Here is a 16600-nt window from a genome sequence, read left to right on the forward strand (position 1 = left end):
TTACCGTCCGGCACTGCTAGGCAGTGTGCTCCTGCCGCTCCGGCGACGCGGTGTCCTGCAGCTCTGCGGCCATCACCCGGCGCGGCAGCCGGTCGATCTGCGTCGGCTGCGGCACCTCGGTGGTGGACACCTGCAGGTCGTTGAGCCGGCGTGCGGTGACCAGCACCCGACTCTCCATCGAGCTGACGGTGGCGTTGAAGGAGTCGACCGCCCGGCCGAGCTGGGAGCCCAGCTTGTCGAGGTGGCCCCCCACCGTGGCCAGCCGCCCGTGCAGCTCCCGGCCGAGCTGGTGGATGACCGCGGCGTCGCGCGAGAGCGACTCCTGCCGCCAGGTGTGCGCCACCGTGCGCAGCAGCGCGATCAGCGTGGTGGGGGTGGCGATGACGATGTTGCGGGCGAAGGCGTGCTCGAGCAGCTCGGGGTCGGCGGTGAGCGCCGCCTCCAGGAACGGGTCGCCGGGCACGAAGAGGACCACGAACTCCGGGCTCGGGCTGAACGCCTTCCAGTAGGTCTTGCTGGAGAGCTGGTCGACGTGGGTGCGCAGCTGGCGGGCGTGCCGGCTCAGCAGGGCGCGGTGCTCGGCCTCGTCGGTGGCCTCGGTGGCGTCGAGGTAGGCGGCGAAGGGGACCTTGGCGTCCACCACGATGTTGCGGTCGTTGGCCAGGCGCACCACCATGTCCGGCCGCAGCCGCACCGGTCCGTCGGCGTCGTCCAGCGTGGTGGAGACCTGGGTGGCGAAGTCACAGTGCTCCACCATCCCGGCCAGCTCCACCACCCGCTCCAGCTGCAGCTCGCCCCAGCGCCCGCGGACCTGCGGGGCGCGCAGCGCCGTCACCAGCTGGTTGGTCTGGCTGGACAGCAGCGAGGAGGTGCGGTGCATGCCGGCCACCTGCTCGCGGAGGCCCGAGTAGGCCTCCAGCCGGGAGCGCTCCACGGCGTCCAGGTGCGCGGCGAGGGCGCCCACCGCCTCGCGCAGCGGTCCGACCACCCCGGCGACCTCGCTGCCGATGGCCCCGGACTGCCGGCGGGCGGAGTCCTCGCTCAGCAGGCTGATGGAGCGGCGCACCGCCTCCTCGTTGGCCCGGCCGGCCTCCAGCGCGGCCTCGGCACCGGCCAGCCGGGCACCGCTGCGCGCGGCGTTGGCGAACCACCCCAGCGCCGCTCCGATGAGCAGCACGACGAGCAGGGCGAGGGCGGTGAGCAGGTCCATGGCGCCCATCGTGGACGTGGGCACCGACACTCCCGGCACCACCCCAGTTCTGTCGGAGCCGTGCCCTAGCGTGCTGGGCATGCGAATCCTGCACACCTCCGACTGGCACGTCGGCCGCACCTTCCACGGCGTGGACCTGCTGGCCGACCAGGAGCAGGTGCTGGCTGCGCTGGCCGATCAGGTCGCTGACCAGCGAGTGGACGTGGTGCTGCTGGCCGGCGACGTCTACGACCGTGCGGTGCCCAGCGCGGAGGCGGTGGCGGTGTGCACCCGGGCGCTGGAGCGCATCCGGGACGCCGGCGCGGTGATCATCGCCACGTCCGGCAACCACGACTCCGCGCCCCGGCTGGGTGCGGCCGCGTCCTTCGCCGCCGCCGGCGGGCTGCACCTGCGCACCCGGGTGGCCGAGCTGGACACCCCGGTGCTCTGCACCGACGAGCACGGCCCCGTGGCGTTCTACGGGCTGCCGTTCCTGGAGCCGGACACCGCCCGCCACGCCCTGGCCGAGCCCGCGGCGCGCAGCCACGCGGCGGTGCTGGAGGTGGCCATGGACCGGGTGCGCGCCGACCTCGCCCAGCGCCCGGGCACGCGCAGCGTGGTGCTGGCGCACGCCTTCGTGGTGGGCGGGGAGAGCACCGGGTCCGAGCGCAGCATCTCCATGGGCGGGGTGGAGACCGTGCCCGCCAGCGTCTTCGACGGGGTGGACTACGTCGCGCTGGGCCACCTGCACTCCCCGCAGACCCTCACCGAGCGGGTCCGCTACAGCGGCAGCCCGCTGCCGTACTCCTTCGGCGAGCGCAACCACCGCAAGGCCACCTGGCTGGTGGAGCTCGACGCCACCGGGCTGGGTGCGGTGCAGCGGCTGGACCTGCCGGTGGTGCACGGGCTGAGCCAGCTGCAGGGCACCCTGCCCGACCTGCTCAGCGACCCCGCCCACGCCGCGGCCGAGGAGCACTACGTCTCTGCCGTGCTCACCGACGAGGTCCGGCCGCTGGACGCCATGCGCCAGCTGCAGAAGCGCTTCCCGCGGGCGGTGCACCTGGAGTGGTGCCGGCCCGGGGGACAGCCGGCGATGCGCTACGCCGAGCGGGTCCGCGGGCGCAGCGACGCCGACGTGGCGCACTCCTTCCTCACCGACGTCCGCGCCGCACCGGCCGCGGCCGAGGCGCACCTGCTGGAGCGGGCGTTCGCCGCGGCCCTGGGCAAGGAGTCGCGATGAGGCTGCACTCGCTGCAGGTCAGCGCCTTCGGCCCGTTCGCCGGCACCGAGCAGGTGGACTTCGACACCCTCGGCGCCGACGGGCTGTTCCTGCTGCACGGGGAGACCGGCGCGGGCAAGACCACCGTCCTCGACGCCGTGGCCTTCGCGCTGTTCGGCCGGGTCCCCGGCGCGCGCAGCGAGGCCAAGCGGCTGCTGTCCGACCACGCCGCACCTGGCGCCCGCCCCGAGGTCACCCTGGAGCTGACCGTGGGCGGGCGGCGGATGCGCATCGTGCGCAGCCCCGAGTACCAGCGGCCCAAGCGGCGCGGCACCGGCTCCACCAAGGAGCAGGCCAAGGCCTCGCTCACCTGGGTGGACGAGCCGGGGTCAGAGGGCCTGACGCGGCTGGACGAGATCGGCGCGGCGGTGTCGGACCTGCTGGGGATGAGCGCGGAGCAGTTCTTCCAGGTGGTGCTGCTGCCGCAGGGGGAGTTCGCCCGGTTCCTGCGGGCCAGCACCGAGGAGCGGGCGACCCTGCTGCAACGGCTGTTCGACACCGGCCGCTTCGGTGACGTGGAGGCCTGGTTCCGGGAGGAGCGCCGGACCAGCGCCGCCCGGGTGGCGCAGTCCGAGGCCGCCCGCACCGTGCTGCTCGGCAAGCTCGCGACCGCCGCCGGGGTGGACGACGCCGAGCCCGGCGCCGAGCAGGATCCGCAGGAGTGGGCCGCCGAGCTGCTGCACGCCGCGGAGACCGCAGCCGTGCAGGGCGACGTCGACCTGGAGGCGGCGCGGGTGGCCGCCAAGAAGGCCAGCACCGCGCTGTCGGCGGCCCGGGAGCGCGCGGCCCTGCTGCAGCGCCGTCGGCGGGCGCAGGGCGAGCTGGCCGCGCTGGAGGCCGACCGGCCCCGGCTGCGGGTGCTCGACCAGGAGCTGAGCGCCGCACGCAAGGCGCACCCGGTGCAGCTGGCCGTCGCCGACGCCCGGGAGGCCCGCGCCCGCGCCCGCACGCTCGGTGCGGAGGTCACCCAGCTCAGCGAGACCGTGCGCAACGACGTGGACGGGGCCTGCGGGCTGGAGGCCGAGCTGGGCGACTCCCTGGCGCAGTGGCGCGCGGAGATCGGCCGGCTCACCGAGCTGGTCGACCTGGCCGAGCGGACCGAGGCCGACGTCGCCGCACTGGCCGGGCTGCGCACGGAGATCGGCACCGCCACCGCCGCCCTGGAGCAGCTGCGCCAGCAGCTCGAGGCCCTGCCCGGCGCGATCGAGACCGCCGAGCAGCACCTGGGGCAGACCCGCCGCGCCGCCGACGCGGTCCCCGCCCTGGCGGCGCAGCGCACCCGCGCGGCCGAGGCCGCCCAGGCTGCCGGCACGCTGGAGAAGGTGCGGCTGCAGGCCGCGGAGGCCCGGCAGGCGCAGCTGCACGCGATCGAGGCCCACCAGGAGGCCAAGCAGCACTGGCTGAACCTGCGTGAGCGTCGGCTGGACGGCATGGCCGCCGAGCTGGCCAGCACCCTGCTTCCCGGCGAGCCCTGCGCGGTCTGTGGCTCCGCCGAGCACCCGGCCCCGGCCACCGCCGGCGAGCAGCGGGTGACCCGTGCCGAGGAGGACGCCGCGCACCAGGTGGAGCAGCGGGCTGCCGCGACGGCGGAGGCCGCCACCGGGGCACTGCACGAGCTCGACCGCACCGTCGACAGCCTCACCGTCCGCACTGGCGGCGTGACGCTGGAGGAGCTGCTGGCCACCCAGGCCGAGATCGACGCCGAGCACGCCCGTACCCAGGCACTGGCCGACGAGGCCGACACGGCCGCGCAGCTGCTCACCGCGCTGCGGGCCGAGCGCGGCCGGCTGGACGCCGAGGCCGCGACGGTGCGCAGCGCCATCGACACCCACCGGGAGCGGGTGCGGGCCACGGAGGAGCGCATGGCCGCCGCCAAGGTTCGGCTGAGCGATGCCTGTGGGCCCGACGCCGACGTGCACACCCGCCGGGTGCGCCTGCAGCGCCTGGCCGAGGCCGCGGAGGCGCTGCTCAGCGCACAGGTGGCCGCTCGCGCCGCCGAGCGCCAGGCCGAGCAGGCGCAGGCCAAGGCTGAGCGTGCCGCCGCTGACGCCGGGCTGGGCGAGCTGACGACGGCGCTGGCCGCCGTGCGGTCCGACGCCGAGGTCCGCGCGCTGGAAGAGCAGCTGCAGCAGGCCCGCGGCGCCGAGGCCGCAGCCCGCGCGGTGCTCGCCGAGCCCGAGGTGGCCGCCGTGCCCGACGCGGAGGTCGACCTGGACACCCCGCAGAACACGTGCGAGACGGCCGAGGCTGCGCTGGCCCAGGCCACCGGGGCGGCAGCCGATGCCTCCCGCCGGCGCAAGGAGGTGCGCCGGCTGCAGACCGAGCTGGACCAGCACTGCGCGGCGCTGGGCCCGGAGCTGGCCCGCCACGCCGAGCTGGCCGCGCTGGCCGACGTGGTGAACGGGCTGGGGCAGAACAGCCGCCGCGTCTCCCTGCACTCCTACGTGCTGGCCGCCCGCCTGGAGGAGGTGGCGGCGGTGGCGTCGGTGCGGCTGCGCCGGATGTCCGGGGACCGCTACGAGTTCGTGCACTCCGACGCACCCGGATCGCGGGGCACGCGCGGCGGGCTGGGGCTGGACATCCGCGACGACTACACCGGCGCGGTGCGCTCGGCCAAGACGCTCTCCGGCGGGGAGTCGTTCCTGGCGTCGCTGGCGCTGGCGCTGGGCCTGGCCGAGGTGGTGGCGGCCGAGGCGGGCGGCATCCTGCTGGACACCTTGTTCATCGACGAGGGCTTCGGCTCGCTGGACGCCTCGACGCTGGAGGAGGTGATGGCGGTGCTCGACGAGCTGCGCGCCGGCGGCCGGGTGGTGGGCCTGGTCAGCCACGTGGACGAGCTGCGCCAGCGCATCCCCAACCGGCTGCTGGTCTGCAAGGGGCGCACCGGCTCACACCTGCAGATGAGCTCGGCGTAGCGCGCCGCGCCTAGGCCTGGTGCCGGTGGTCGGGCTCGGCAGGCTGCTGCACGGCCCGCCGGTGGCCACAGCCGCCGGGGCCGCGCAGCAGCATCGCCAGGCCCGGGGACAGCTCGGCCACCGACTGCACCGGCCGGTCGAAGCTCAGCCGCAGCGTGTTGGCGCCCGCGTCGTCGAGGATGCTCAGCTCCAGGCCGTAGCGGTCCAACCGGCGCGGGTCGGCCCACAGCACGCCGGTGTGGCCGTGGGCCCGCACGCAGGCGGTGAGGTCGGCGCCGTGGTGGTGGCGCAGGTGGTCCAGGATCGCCGGCGCCTCGTCGCGCAACGGGTCGGCCGTCGCCGCCCAGTACTCGTCCACGTCCACCGGCTCGCCGACCCGCTCGCCCACGCGCACCGCGCCGACGTCGAGCCGGTAGTGGGTCAGGCCCTGGTCGTCGGCGCGCTGCAGGCGCCGGGCGGCGCCCTGGATGGTGACGGTCTCGCACCCCTCGGGGGACAGCCGCACGGTGCCCAGCGGACGTCGCTCCAGCGTCTGGGCCGCGAGGGTGTGCCGCGGCAGCCGCAGCAGCAGGGCGCCGTCGGCGTCGCTGACCTGCACGGTGGCCAGCACCGAGCGGGCGTTGCGCGGATAGGTGGTCAGCACCGCCACCCGGGCACGGGCGACAGCGGTACGGGCGAGCTCGGCAGAACTGGGCGTGGACATGGCGGCGGCTCCGGTAGTTAGGGCAACCTTACCTAATATGGTCCGCGTCGCTGTGTCAAGGGTCATCCCGCTCTAGAGCTGGCCGGCCAGCACCTTCCTGGCCATGTCGTCCATCACCGCTTCCTCGTCGGCGGTGCTCACCAGCAGCCGGGGCAGCCCGAGGTGGCGCAGGCGGTCGCAGATCGCCTCGCGCACCTGCGGGGAGTGCTCCCCGATGCCACCGGTGAACACCAGGGTGTCCCAGCCCGGCAGCACCGCGGCGGCCGAGGCGATGGCCTGCGCGGCGCTGCGGGTGAACACCCGCACGGCCAGGTCGGCGGCGGCGTTCTCCGTGCGCTGCGCCAGCAGGTCGCGCATGTCGGTGGTGCCGCCGGAGACCCCCGCCAGCCCGCACCGCTTGTCCAGCAGGATGCGCAGGTCGGGCACCTTCCAGCCGTGCTGCTCCACCAGGAACAGCGCCACCTCGGGGTCGAGGTCGCCGCTGCGGGTGGCCGAGATCATCCCCCCGGTGGGGCTGAAGGACATGGTGTTGTGCAGCGAGCGGCCCTGCGACACCGCCGTCACGCTGCAGCCGCTGCCCAGGTGGGCCACCACGGCGTTGCCCAGGTCGGGGATGCGGTCCACCACGTTCTGCACCGACAACCCGTGGAACCCGTAGCGGCGAATGCCCAGCGCCACCAGGTCGTCGGGCAGCGGCAGGCGCTTGCCCTCGTCCGGCATCGTGTTGTGGAAGGTGGTGTCGAAGCAGGCCACGTGGCTCAGCTGCGGCCAGGTGGCGCGGGCGGCGGCGATGGACTCCAGGTTGCCCGGGGTGTGCAGCGGCGCCATCGGCGTCACCGACGCCAGGGTGGCCACCACGTCGTCGGTGATCACCGTCGGCTCCAGCAGGGTGGGGCCGCCGTGCACCACCCGGTGAGCCACCGCGGCGACGTCGATGCCGCGCCGGCGCAGCTCGGCGGCCACCGCCTGCACTGCGTCGGTCAGCGTCCGTCCCGGCGGCGCCTTCTCCGAGGTGCCCGCGGAGTCGGTGAACCACAGCTCGGCCCGGTCGGTGCCCAGCCGCTGCACGTGCGCGTTGACCACCACCTCGTCGGTGCGCACGGTCGCCTTCAGCGACGACGAGCCCGGGTTGAGGGCGAGTACTGCCGCGGTCACACCGGCTCACCGGCCCACGTCCACTGCGCGATCTCCGGGATGTCCTCGAAGTGCTCGCGCACGTAGCCGTGGTGCTTGGTGAGCATCTCCCGGCAGTGCGCCGCCAGCTTCTCCCCGTTCTCCGGCACCCGGCGGGAGCGGCGCAGCGCCTCCAGCACCAGGTCGTAGCGGCTCATCCCGTTGAGCACCACCATGTCGAACGGCGTGGTGGTGGTGCCCTGCTCGTTGAAGCCGCGGACGTGGAAGCGTGCGGCGTTGGTGCGGCCGTGGATCAGCTCGTGCACCGCGCGGGGGTAGCCGTGGAAGGCGAAGACCACGTCGGTGTCACGGGTGAACAGGTCGATGAACCGCTGCTCGCTGTAGGCGTGCGGGTGGTCGCCGGGAGCCAGCAGCGCCATCAGGTCCACCACGTTCACCACCCGCACCCGCAGATAGGGCACCCACGTGCGGAGCAGCTCGGCGGCGGCCAGCGTCTCCTGCGTCGGCACGTCCCCGGCGCAGGCCAGCACGATGTCGGGGTCCTCCGGTGCACCGATGGCGGCCGGCGCGTTCTCCGTGCCCGCCCACTCCCAGATGCCGGCACCAGCGGCGCAGTGCGCGTTGGCCTCCTCCATGTTCAGGTACTGCAGGTGCATCTGCTTGTCGGCCACGATCAGGTTGACGTGGTCGTGGCTGCGGAAGCAGTGGTCGCTGATGGACAGCAAGGTGTTGGCGTCCGGCGGCAGCCAGACCCGCACCACCTCGGGCGAGAGCGGGATGGCGGTGTCGATCAGGCCGGGGCCCTGGTGGCTGAACCCGTTGTGGTCGTTGCGCCACGCGGTGGAGGTCAGCAGGATGTTCAGCGAGGCCACCGGTTGGCGCCAGGGCAGCTGGTTGGCGTGCTGCAGCCACTTGACGTGCTGCACCAGCATGGACGCGCTGACCATGGCGAACGCCTCGTAGGTGGCGAAGAGCCCGTGCCGGCCGGTGAGCAGGTAGCCCTCCAGCCAGCCCTGGCACAGGTGCTCGCTGAGCACCTCCATCACGCGCCCGTCCGGGGAGATGTGGTCGTCGGTGGGCAGAAGGGGCAGCTGCAGGCACCGATCGGTCACCTCGAAGACGTCCTGCAGCCGGTTGCTGGCCGTCTCGTCGGGGGAGAACAGTCGGAAGGTGCCGCCACCGTCGGCGGTGGTGGTGCGCTGGTAGATGTCGCGCATCATCGCGCCCAGCGGCTTGGTGGTCTGGTGCATCACCTGACCGGGCGCGGGCAGGTCCAGGGCGTAGTTCTCCATCGGCGGGACGTCCAGCGCCCGCAGCAGCCGTCCGCCGTTGGCGTAGGGGGTGGCACCCATCCGCTTGTCACCCTCGGGGGCGAGGCTGGCGACGTCCTCGACCAGCTTGCCCTCGGCGTCGAACAGGGTGTCGGGGGAGTACGAGCGCAGCCACTTCTCCAGCGTCTGCAGGTGCTCGTGGTTGTGGATGATGTCCGACAGCGGGACCTGGTGGGACCGGAAGGTGCCCTGCACCTGCTTGCCGTCCACCACGTCGGGGCCGGTCCACCCCTTGGGGGTGCGCAGCACGATGGCCGGCCACTGGACGAACTCGTGCTCGGCACCCGGAGTGCGGGCGGCGTCCTGAGCGGCCTTGATCCGGGCATAGGCGTCGGTCAGTGCCTGGTAGAAGGCGGGGAAGACCATGGTGGGGTCGTCGCCCTCGACGATGATGGGGTCCCAGCCCTGCGAGGCCAGGAAGCGGCGCACGTCGCCGTCGGAGGTGCGGCCGAGCACCGTCGGTCCGGCGATCTTGTACCCGTTGAGGTGCAGGATCGGCAGCACCGCGCCGTCACGGCGGGCGTTGAGGAAGGCGGGCAGCTTCCACGACCCCGCGAGCGGGCCGGTCTCGGCCTCGCCGTCGCCGATGACGCAGGCGACCACCAGGTCGGGGTTGTCGAACGCCGCCCCCGCGGCGTGGATCAGCGCGTAGCCCAGCTCGCCGCCCTCGTGGATGCTGCCGGGGGTCTGCACGCTGACGTGGCTGGGGACGCCCCCGGGGGTGGAGAACTGCCGGGCCAGCCGGCGCAGCCCCTCGGCGTCCTCGGAGATCTTCGGGTAGACCTCGGAGTAGGTGCCCTCCAGGTAGACGTTGGCCACCAGGGCCGGGCCGCCGTGGCCGGGCCCGGCCACGTAGAGGCAGTCCACGTCGGTCTTCTTGATCAGCCGGTTGAGCAGCGTGTAGATCATCGACAGTCCCGGGCTGGTTCCCCAGTGCCCGAGCAGCCGCGGCTTGATGTCCTCGATGGTCAGCGGGTCGCGCAGCAACACGTTGTTCTGCAGGTAGATCTGGGCGACGGTCAGGTAGTTCGCCGCGTCCCACCAGCGGAGGTCTCGCTGCAGCTCGGAGGTCGGGTAGCTCGCGGTGTCCGGGTTGCTCATCAAGGGGCCTCCGTCGTCGTCGGTAGTACCAAGGATGCGCGAGGACGTGGGTTCGCGCACTGGTCCTGGACTGGGTGTGTGGGGACTGGTCGGGTCACGAGGACCCGGAGGCGGCGACGGTGGTGATCGTGACCGCGCTGAGCACGGCGGCCTGCACCGCCTGCACCGACTGGGCCACGGCGCCGGACACCGCGGCGCTGGCCTGGGTCTCCTGGGAGATCGCCTTGGCCCGGGCCTTTGCTGCCTTGCGGTGCGGCTTGTCCACCGCCCTGCCCGCCAGGTCCAGCGGGTGCAGCAGCGCGATCAGCAGGGCCGTCCGCGGGTCGGGTGTGGTGCCGTCCACCAGCACCGAGCCGAGCCGGGCGAGCAGCACCTTCTCCGGGCCGCTGTCCACCGTCGGCCAGGTCGTGGTGGGGAAGAGCTTGAGCACCTTGCGGTGCTCCTCGGTGAGCAGCCCTCGCTGCACCAGGGAGCGCCCGACCGTGGGCGCCAGCGGCTTCAGTGCGGTGGGGAGCCTGCGCACCCAGTGTCCGGCGGAACGGGGACGGTCGGCGGCCAGCAGCTCGTCGTGGGCTGCGGCCAGCAGCGGGTGTGCGGGCGTGCCCGGTGCCGCGACGACGGTCTTGCCCTTGGCGCCCAGCAGCGACTCCGCGGCCAGGTCCAGCAGCAGCGCCCCGGCCAGGCCCTCGTCCAACGCGAGGGTGACGTCAGCCTTGCCCGAGGTGTCGTCATGGGTCAGCAGGAAGAGCTCCTCAGCGAGGAGCAGCTGGTCCGTCATGCCAGCTGATCATTCCACAGTGGCCTGGACGAGGGGTGGCTGGACACGGCTGCCGACGGCTGACGAAACGTCTTGGCTGGCCTGGGCTACGAGGAGGCGGCGACGACGGCGATCGCGAACCGCAGCACCGTCCAAGCGGGCAGGAAGGCGAAGCCCAGGACGATGGCAGTGATGGCCAGGTACCGGTTGCCCGGCCGGGGCTGGTCATGCCTCGGGCCGGGGCGCGAGAGGGCGTTGAACGCCTGGGCCAGGGCGATGACCCACAGCACGAACGTGGGCAGGGCAACCGCCCAGAGCCAGCGACCTGCGCTGGCCGCGGCCGCCTCCTCAGGTGAGCCGGGCTCGGTGTACACCACGGCCTCGTTGAGCACTGTGCCGAACAGCTCCACCGCCACCGCACACAGCGGGAGCACGAGAACCATGAGCAGGATCGCGACGACGGCCTGCCGCTCCTTGCGGGCCAGCACCGCCTGCACGGGCTCGGGCCGCCACTGCGCGGGCAGCGGCTGGTGGTCGGTGGCTGCGGGGAACGGGTGGCTGCTCATGCCCCTCACCCTTGCCGCACCAGCGCCCGGTGTCGTGAGTAGCGCTACCTGGTTCGCTGCCCGGACCTAGGCAACCGGGTGCGGTGGTGACCGGCGGCTACCGTCGCCCCGTGCCCGCTGACGCTCTGCTCCCGCCCAGGTCGGCCCCCGGCGCCGACCTGCCGGTGCGCCCCGCCTTGCCGCAGCTGGTGGCCGCGCTGCGCAGCCACGGAACGGCGGTGCTGGTGGCCCCGCCGGGCTCGGGCAAGACGTCACTGCTGCCACTGGCTCTGGCCGACGCCGTCGATGGCACCGTGGTGGTGGCCGAGCCGCGACGCCTGGCCACGCGGGCGGCCGCGCACCGGCTGGCCGCGCTGGTGGGGGAGCGCCCGGGCCAGCGGGTGGGCTACGCCATGCGCGGGGAGCGCACGCCGGGCTCGCGGGTGGAGGTGGTCACCACGGGGCTGCTGCTGCAGCGCCTGCAGCGGGACCCGGAGCTGCCCGGCGTCGGCGCGATCGTGCTGGACGAGGTGCACGAGCGCCACCTCGACGCTGACCTGGCGCTGGCCTTCGGCGTGGACGTGCGGGCCACCCTGCGCGAGGACCTGCTGCTGGTGGCCACCTCGGCCACCCCGGACACCGACCGGCTGACCGCCGCGCTGGGCGGCGCCCCCGTGATCATCGCCGAGGCCACCACCTACCCGCTCGACGTGGTGTGGGCACCGCCGGAGCGCCCGCTGCCGCTGCTGGCCGACGCACGGGTGGACCCGCGGCTGCTCGACCACGTGGCCGACGTGGTTCGCCGCGCGCTCACCGAGGCGCCCGGGGACGTGCTGGTGTTCGCCCCCGGCGAGGCCGAGGTGCACGGCGTGGTGCGGCGGCTGCACGGCGTGGCGGCCGACGTGCTGCCGCTCTACGGGCGGCTGGCCAGCGCCGAGCAGGACCGGGCGCTGCGGGTGGGGGAGCGCCGGCGGGTGGTGGTGAGCACGTCGGTGGCGGAGAGCTCGCTGACCGTGCCGGGCGTGCGGGTGGTGGTGGACGCCGGGCTGGCCCGCCAGCCCCGCACCGACCACCGCCGTGGGCTGGCCGCGCTGGTCACCACCCGGGTGTCGCAGGCCTCGGCCGCCCAGCGCGCCGGGCGGGCCGCGCGGGAGGGCCCCGGCCGCGTCTACCGCTGCTGGTCGGCGGTCGAGCACACCCACCTCGACGCCCACACCCCGGCCGAGATCGCCACCGCCGACCTCACCGGGTTCGTGCTCACCGTGGCGGCCTGGGGCGCTCCCGGTGGGCGGGGCCTCGCGCTGCTCGACCCGCCGCCCGAGCCAGCGCTGGCCGCGGCCACCACGCTGCTCACCGAGCTGGGTGCGCTGGACGCCGACGGCCGGATCACTGCGCGGGGGCAGCGGATGGCGGCGGTGGGCGCGCACCCGCGGCTGGCCCGTGCCCTGCTCGACGGCGGTGAGCTGGTGGGGCCGGGGCGGGCCCGCGAGATCGTGGCGCTGCTGTCCGACGACACCCTCACCGGCCGCGACGACGACCTGGTGGCCCGCTGGCGGTCGCTGCGCCGCGGCACCGACCGGGCGGCCACCGCCCGCTGGCGTGCCGAGATCCAGCGCCTGGGCCGCGGCGGCGGGAGCGCCACGACCGACCTGCCGGACGACCTGGCCGTGGGCACCGTGGTGGCCCTGGCCCACCCGGACCGCATCGCCAAGGCCCGCGCACCGGGCTCCGCCGACTACCTCCTGGCCGGCGGCACCGGGGCCGTGCTGGACGCCGGATCACCGCTGCGCGGCACCGAGTGGCTCGCCGTGGCGGTGGCCGACCGCCCAAGAGGCCGGGTGGCCGCCCGCATCCGCTCCGCCGCACCGCTGGACGAGGCCACCGCCCGCGAGGTGGCCGCGGCCATGGTGCACGAGCAGGTGCAGGTGCAGTGGCGCGACGGGGCGCTGCTGGCCCGGCAGCGGGAGAGCCTCGGCGCCATCACCCTGCGGGAGACGCCGCTGGCCGACCCGGACCCCGCCGCCGTGCTGGCCGCGGTGCGCGAGGGCCTGGCCAGCACCGGGCTGAGGGTGCTGCGCTGGACCCACGACGCCGAGCAGCTGCGGGCCCGGCTGGCCTGCGCGCACCGCTACCTGGGTGCACCCTGGCCGGACGTCGGCGAGGAGGCGCTGCTGGCCAACCTCGACGCCTGGCTGGGCCCGGACCTGCTGCAGGTGCGGCGCACCGCCGACCTGGCGCGCATCGACGTCGCCGCCGCGCTGCGCCGGCTGCTGCCCTGGCCGGCGGCGGCGCGCTTCGACGAGCTGGTGCCCGAGCGGCTGCCGGTGCCGTCGGGGTCGAAGGTGCGCCTGGAGTACGCCCTGGCCGACGAGCCGCCGGTGCTGGCGGTGAAGGTGCAGGAGGCCTTCGGCTGGACCGAGTCGCCGCGGGTGGCCGACGGGCGGGTGGCGGTGGTGCTGCACCTGCTCTCGCCGGCGGGGCGGCCGGTGGCGGTGACGTCGGACCTGGCGTCGTTCTGGCGGCAGGGCTACCCGCAGGTGCGGGCCGAGCTGCGCGGGCGCTACCCGCGCCACCCCTGGCCGGAGGACCCGCTGACGGCCACCCCGACCCGGCGGGTCTCGCCCCGGCGCTAGGCAGCTACAGCAGGGAAGCGAACAGGAACAACACCAGCAGGACGGCCGGCAGCGCCAGCACCCCGATGCCCAGGGTCCACGCCGGCAGGCGCCGCTGCCGGCGCAGGTCCAGGCGGGCCAGCGCCACCAGCGCCATGCCCATCGAGGCCACCCACAGGACGAAGGCCACCGCCTGCAGCGACCAGAACGGGATGATCGCGGCCTCGGTGTCGGCCTGCTGCTGCGGGGTCTGGGCGTTGTCGAACACCCCGTCGGCCACCGGCCCGAGGTAGAAGAACGAGGCGACCAGGGCGGCGTAGGCCGCCGCCAGGGTGAGCGCGGCAGCGATCGACAGGCCCTGGCCCCACTGCCGCGCGGGACGGACCGGGCGGCGCTGCGCCTGCGTGGTCATAGGCACGCAGCATTGCCCATCGCGGGACAGACTGCACGCGGGGGAGGGGCCGCGCGGCAACCAGCACCGACCGCCGCCCGAACACTGCCCGTCAGCGCCGTAGACTCCACAGACCGTGAGCCTCACCCTTGGAATCGTCGGTCTGCCCAACGTCGGCAAGTCCACCCTGTTCAACGCGTTGACCAACAACGACGTGCTGGCGGCGAACTACCCGTTCGCCACCATCGAGCCGAACGTGGGCATGGTGCCGCTGCCGGACAAGCGGCTGGACGAGCTGGCCAAGATCTTCGGCTCGGAGAAGATCGTCCCGGCCACGGTGTCGTTCGTGGACATCGCCGGCATCGTCAAGGGCGCCAGCGAGGGGCAGGGCCTGGGCAACAAGTTCCTGGCCAACATCCGCGAGGCCGACGCCATCTGCCAGGTGGTCCGGGTGTTCGCCGACGACGACGTGGTGCACGTCGACGGCAAGGTGGACCCGCTGGCCGACATCTCCGTGATCGAGACCGAGCTGATCATCGCCGACCTGCAGACGCTGGAGAAGGCCATCCCACGCCTGGAGAAGGAGGCGCGCACGCAGAAGGACCGCAAGGCGGTGGTGGAGGCGGCCAAGGCGGCCGAGGCCGTGCTGAGCGACGACCGCACGCTGTACTCCGCGGCCAAGGAGCTGGACCTGGAGCTGCTGCGCGAGCTGAGCCTGCTCACCACCAAGCCGTTCCTCTACGTGTTCAACGCCGACGAGAGCGTCCTCACCGACGACGCCCGGGTGGCCGAGCTGCGCGCCGCGGTGGCCCCGGCCGACGCGGTGTTCCTGGACGCCAAGGTGGAGCAGGAGCTGCTGGAGCTGGACGAGGAGTCGTCCCTGGAGCTGCTGGAGTCCATCGGGCAGGCCGAGCCCGGCCTGCACCAGCTGGCCCGCACGGGGTTCCACACCCTGGGGCTGCAGACCTACCTGACGGCGGGGCCCAAGGAGGCCCGGGCGTGGACGATCCCCAAGGGCGCCACCGCCCCGCAGGCCGCCGGCGTCATCCACACCGACTTCGAGCGCGGCTTCATCAAGGCCGAGGTGGTCTCCTACGACGACCTCGTCGAGGCTGGCTCCATGGCGGCGGCCAAGGCCGCGGGCAAGGTGCGCATGGAGGGCAAGGACTACGTGATGGCCGACGGCGACGTGGTGGAGTTCCGTTTCAACGTCTGAGACGGCGTGTTTGAGCAGTTCGGAGCGTTGCGGGTCCGGCAAACCCGCAAGAGTTCATGCATGGGCCATGGCGGCGCCCAAATTCTGCATCCACGACGGCGAGCCGGATTCAGGATCTTCGGCAGTCAGGTGGAGCCGTCAGCAGTCGTCGTTCTTCCAACCGGATCCTTCGATCAGCCAGGGCTCGTCTGTCTGGTTGATAGCCGGGACGGCGTACGTGTACGTCGCCATCGCCTTGTCACCGTTGATCTTGACGTCGACGCTCTCGATCTTCACGTCACCGTAGAGGTTCTGCGCTAGCTCGGTCAGGCCGGCGAACTCTGACAACGGAAGTACCCCTCGGCAACGCTGAGACAGCAGGTTGTACGCCGCCGCGCCGTCCCCGGTTAGGTAGGCCGTCGAGTAGTCGCTGATTGCCTTCGTGAGGTCATCCTCCAGCGTCGTTGGGGGCGCAGAACTGGAGGTCGGAGTGGCCGTCGTGGCAGCGGTGCTGGCCGATGGGGTCGCGTCTGCATCATCGCTACCGCTACCGCTACAACCAGCGAGCACGATCAGAAGGAGGAGGGGGACGGGAGCAAGGCCGGGGGTTTTCATTACCCGCAGACTAGTTCTTGCTACTAATCGGAATCCTGACGATTGCTTCAGCTACTGGCCGACGTCGTCAATCAGCAATCGGTTTCACCAAGTGGGCCTAGCAGCGCGCGGCAGCCGCGTGGATGGATGCAATGCGGCTCGCGCCCACCTGACGTTCAGGGCCCATCTCGGACGTGCAGGAGGTGGCACTCCGGAAACCGGTGGTGGCCAGTCGTGGGCTGGGTGATGATCCGCCAGCGCTCGGTCAAGCCGACGTCTGCCAGCGCTGCCGACATCGCATCAGGCTGCCAGCGCCAGGCACGCGCCACAGCGTGGTCGAACTCCTCCACATCCTCGACGTCTTGGGACGAGAGCGCCTGAAAGGCCGTGAGTACCACGCCGCCACGCTGCAACCGAGCGGCCCACGAGGCGAGAACGTCTGCGAGCTGGTCCGGTGGTACGTGGATGAGGCTGTAACGGGCGAGGACGCCAGAAATTGGACCGGGCCCTACCGCGCGTAGACGCGCATCGTCCTGGATCAGCGCGAGGTCGGGAAACCGTCGACGCGCACGTTCCAGCATTTGTTCGGACGGATCGATGCCGATGACCCGCAAACCTCTCGAGGCGAGGCCGTGAGAATGGTGTCCCGTTCCGCATCCGACATCGAGGACGGGGCCCCTCGCCTCAACGCGACAAACCTCAGTGGCGAACAGCTCCACCGCCAATCGCTCCAGGTCAGTCGAGTAGGCCGCTGGAAAGGTCTGGTCGTACAACTCGGCCAGAGCGTCGTACCCGGGCTGTTCCATCACCGGCAGAACCTAGCGCCCACTGAACTTGCCGTCTCCGCGTCCTTC

13 protein-coding genes are annotated in these 16600 nt (G+C 73.2%); 4 read left to right on the plus strand and 9 right to left on the minus strand.

Features of this window, described 5'->3' with window-relative positions; all coding sequences use genetic code 11:
• Nucleotides 1-16: 16 nt before the first annotated feature.
• On the minus strand, nt 17-1210 hold the full coding sequence (locus tag AC3YO9_RS15010) for a DNA recombination protein RmuC (protein WP_489984074.1): 1194 nt from the start codon (nt 1208-1210) through the stop codon (nt 17-19).
• Between the two features lie 79 nt (nt 1211-1289).
• Between AC3YO9_RS15010 and AC3YO9_RS15015 the strand changes: the two genes are divergently transcribed.
• Together AC3YO9_RS15015 and AC3YO9_RS15020 are read left to right on the plus strand one after the other, a co-directional pair.
• Nucleotides 1290-2429, plus strand: coding sequence for an exonuclease SbcCD subunit D (locus AC3YO9_RS15015; protein WP_489983741.1), 1140 nt, complete (start codon nt 1290-1292; stop codon nt 2427-2429).
• Nucleotides 2426-5383 carry an AAA family ATPase gene (locus AC3YO9_RS15020; RefSeq protein WP_489983742.1) on the plus strand — a complete coding sequence of 986 codons (2958 nt, stop codon included), beginning with the start codon at nt 2426-2428 and terminating at the stop codon, nt 5381-5383. The genes AC3YO9_RS15015 and AC3YO9_RS15020 overlap by 4 nt, the downstream gene beginning before the upstream one ends.
• 10 nt (nt 5384-5393) lie before the next feature.
• Here the strand turns inward: AC3YO9_RS15020 and AC3YO9_RS15025 are convergent, their stop codons facing one another.
• The 5 genes from AC3YO9_RS15025 to AC3YO9_RS15045 form a co-directional block, all read right to left on the minus strand.
• On the minus strand, nt 5394-6086 hold the full coding sequence (locus AC3YO9_RS15025) for a DUF2470 domain-containing protein (protein WP_489983743.1): 693 nt from the start codon (nt 6084-6086) through the stop codon (nt 5394-5396).
• A 72-nt stretch (nt 6087-6158) separates the two neighbouring features.
• Complete coding sequence (locus tag AC3YO9_RS15030) at nt 6159-7241, minus strand: acetate/propionate family kinase (RefSeq protein WP_489983744.1); 1083 nt, start codon at nt 7239-7241, stop codon at nt 6159-6161.
• Complete coding sequence (locus AC3YO9_RS15035; protein ID WP_127782206.1) at nt 7238-9652, minus strand: phosphoketolase family protein; 2415 nt, start codon at nt 9650-9652, stop codon at nt 7238-7240. Before AC3YO9_RS15035 ends, AC3YO9_RS15030 begins: the two co-directional genes overlap by 4 nt.
• Nucleotides 9653-9746: 94 nt before the next feature.
• Nucleotides 9747-10430, minus strand: coding sequence for a GOLPH3/VPS74 family protein (locus AC3YO9_RS15040; protein WP_489983745.1), 684 nt, complete (start codon nt 10428-10430; stop codon nt 9747-9749).
• An 86-nt stretch (nt 10431-10516) separates the two neighbouring features.
• Complete coding sequence (locus AC3YO9_RS15045) at nt 10517-10975, minus strand: hypothetical protein (protein ID WP_489983746.1); 459 nt, start codon at nt 10973-10975, stop codon at nt 10517-10519.
• A 110-nt stretch (nt 10976-11085) separates the two neighbouring features.
• Here AC3YO9_RS15045 and hrpB point away from each other — a divergent pair, with 110 nt between their 5' ends.
• Complete coding sequence (hrpB, locus tag AC3YO9_RS15050) at nt 11086-13587, plus strand: ATP-dependent helicase HrpB (RefSeq protein ID WP_489983747.1); 2502 nt, start codon at nt 11086-11088, stop codon at nt 13585-13587.
• A gap of 4 nt (nt 13588-13591) precedes the next feature.
• Here the strand turns inward: hrpB and AC3YO9_RS15055 are convergent, their stop codons facing one another.
• A complete protein-coding gene (locus AC3YO9_RS15055; RefSeq protein ID WP_489983748.1) occupies nt 13592-13978 on the minus strand; it encodes a hypothetical protein in 387 nt (128 codons plus the stop codon).
• A 115-nt stretch (nt 13979-14093) separates the two neighbouring features.
• On the opposite strand from AC3YO9_RS15055, the gene ychF reads away from it, so the two are divergent.
• Nucleotides 14094-15173, plus strand: coding sequence for a redox-regulated ATPase YchF (gene ychF, locus AC3YO9_RS15060; protein WP_489983749.1), 1080 nt, complete (start codon nt 14094-14096; stop codon nt 15171-15173).
• A 138-nt stretch (nt 15174-15311) separates the two neighbouring features.
• Here the strand turns inward: ychF and AC3YO9_RS15065 are convergent, their stop codons facing one another.
• Together AC3YO9_RS15065 and AC3YO9_RS15070 are read right to left on the minus strand one after the other, a co-directional pair.
• Nucleotides 15312-15767, minus strand: coding sequence for a hypothetical protein (locus AC3YO9_RS15065; RefSeq protein WP_489983750.1), 456 nt, complete (start codon nt 15765-15767; stop codon nt 15312-15314).
• Between the two features lie 155 nt (nt 15768-15922).
• Nucleotides 15923-16552, minus strand: a complete 630-nt coding sequence (locus AC3YO9_RS15070) for a class I SAM-dependent DNA methyltransferase (protein ID WP_489984075.1) — start codon at nt 16550-16552, stop codon at nt 15923-15925.
• Nucleotides 16553-16600 lie beyond the last annotated feature (48 nt).

Source organism: Rhodococcus sp. Z6_132 (assembly GCF_058133635.1).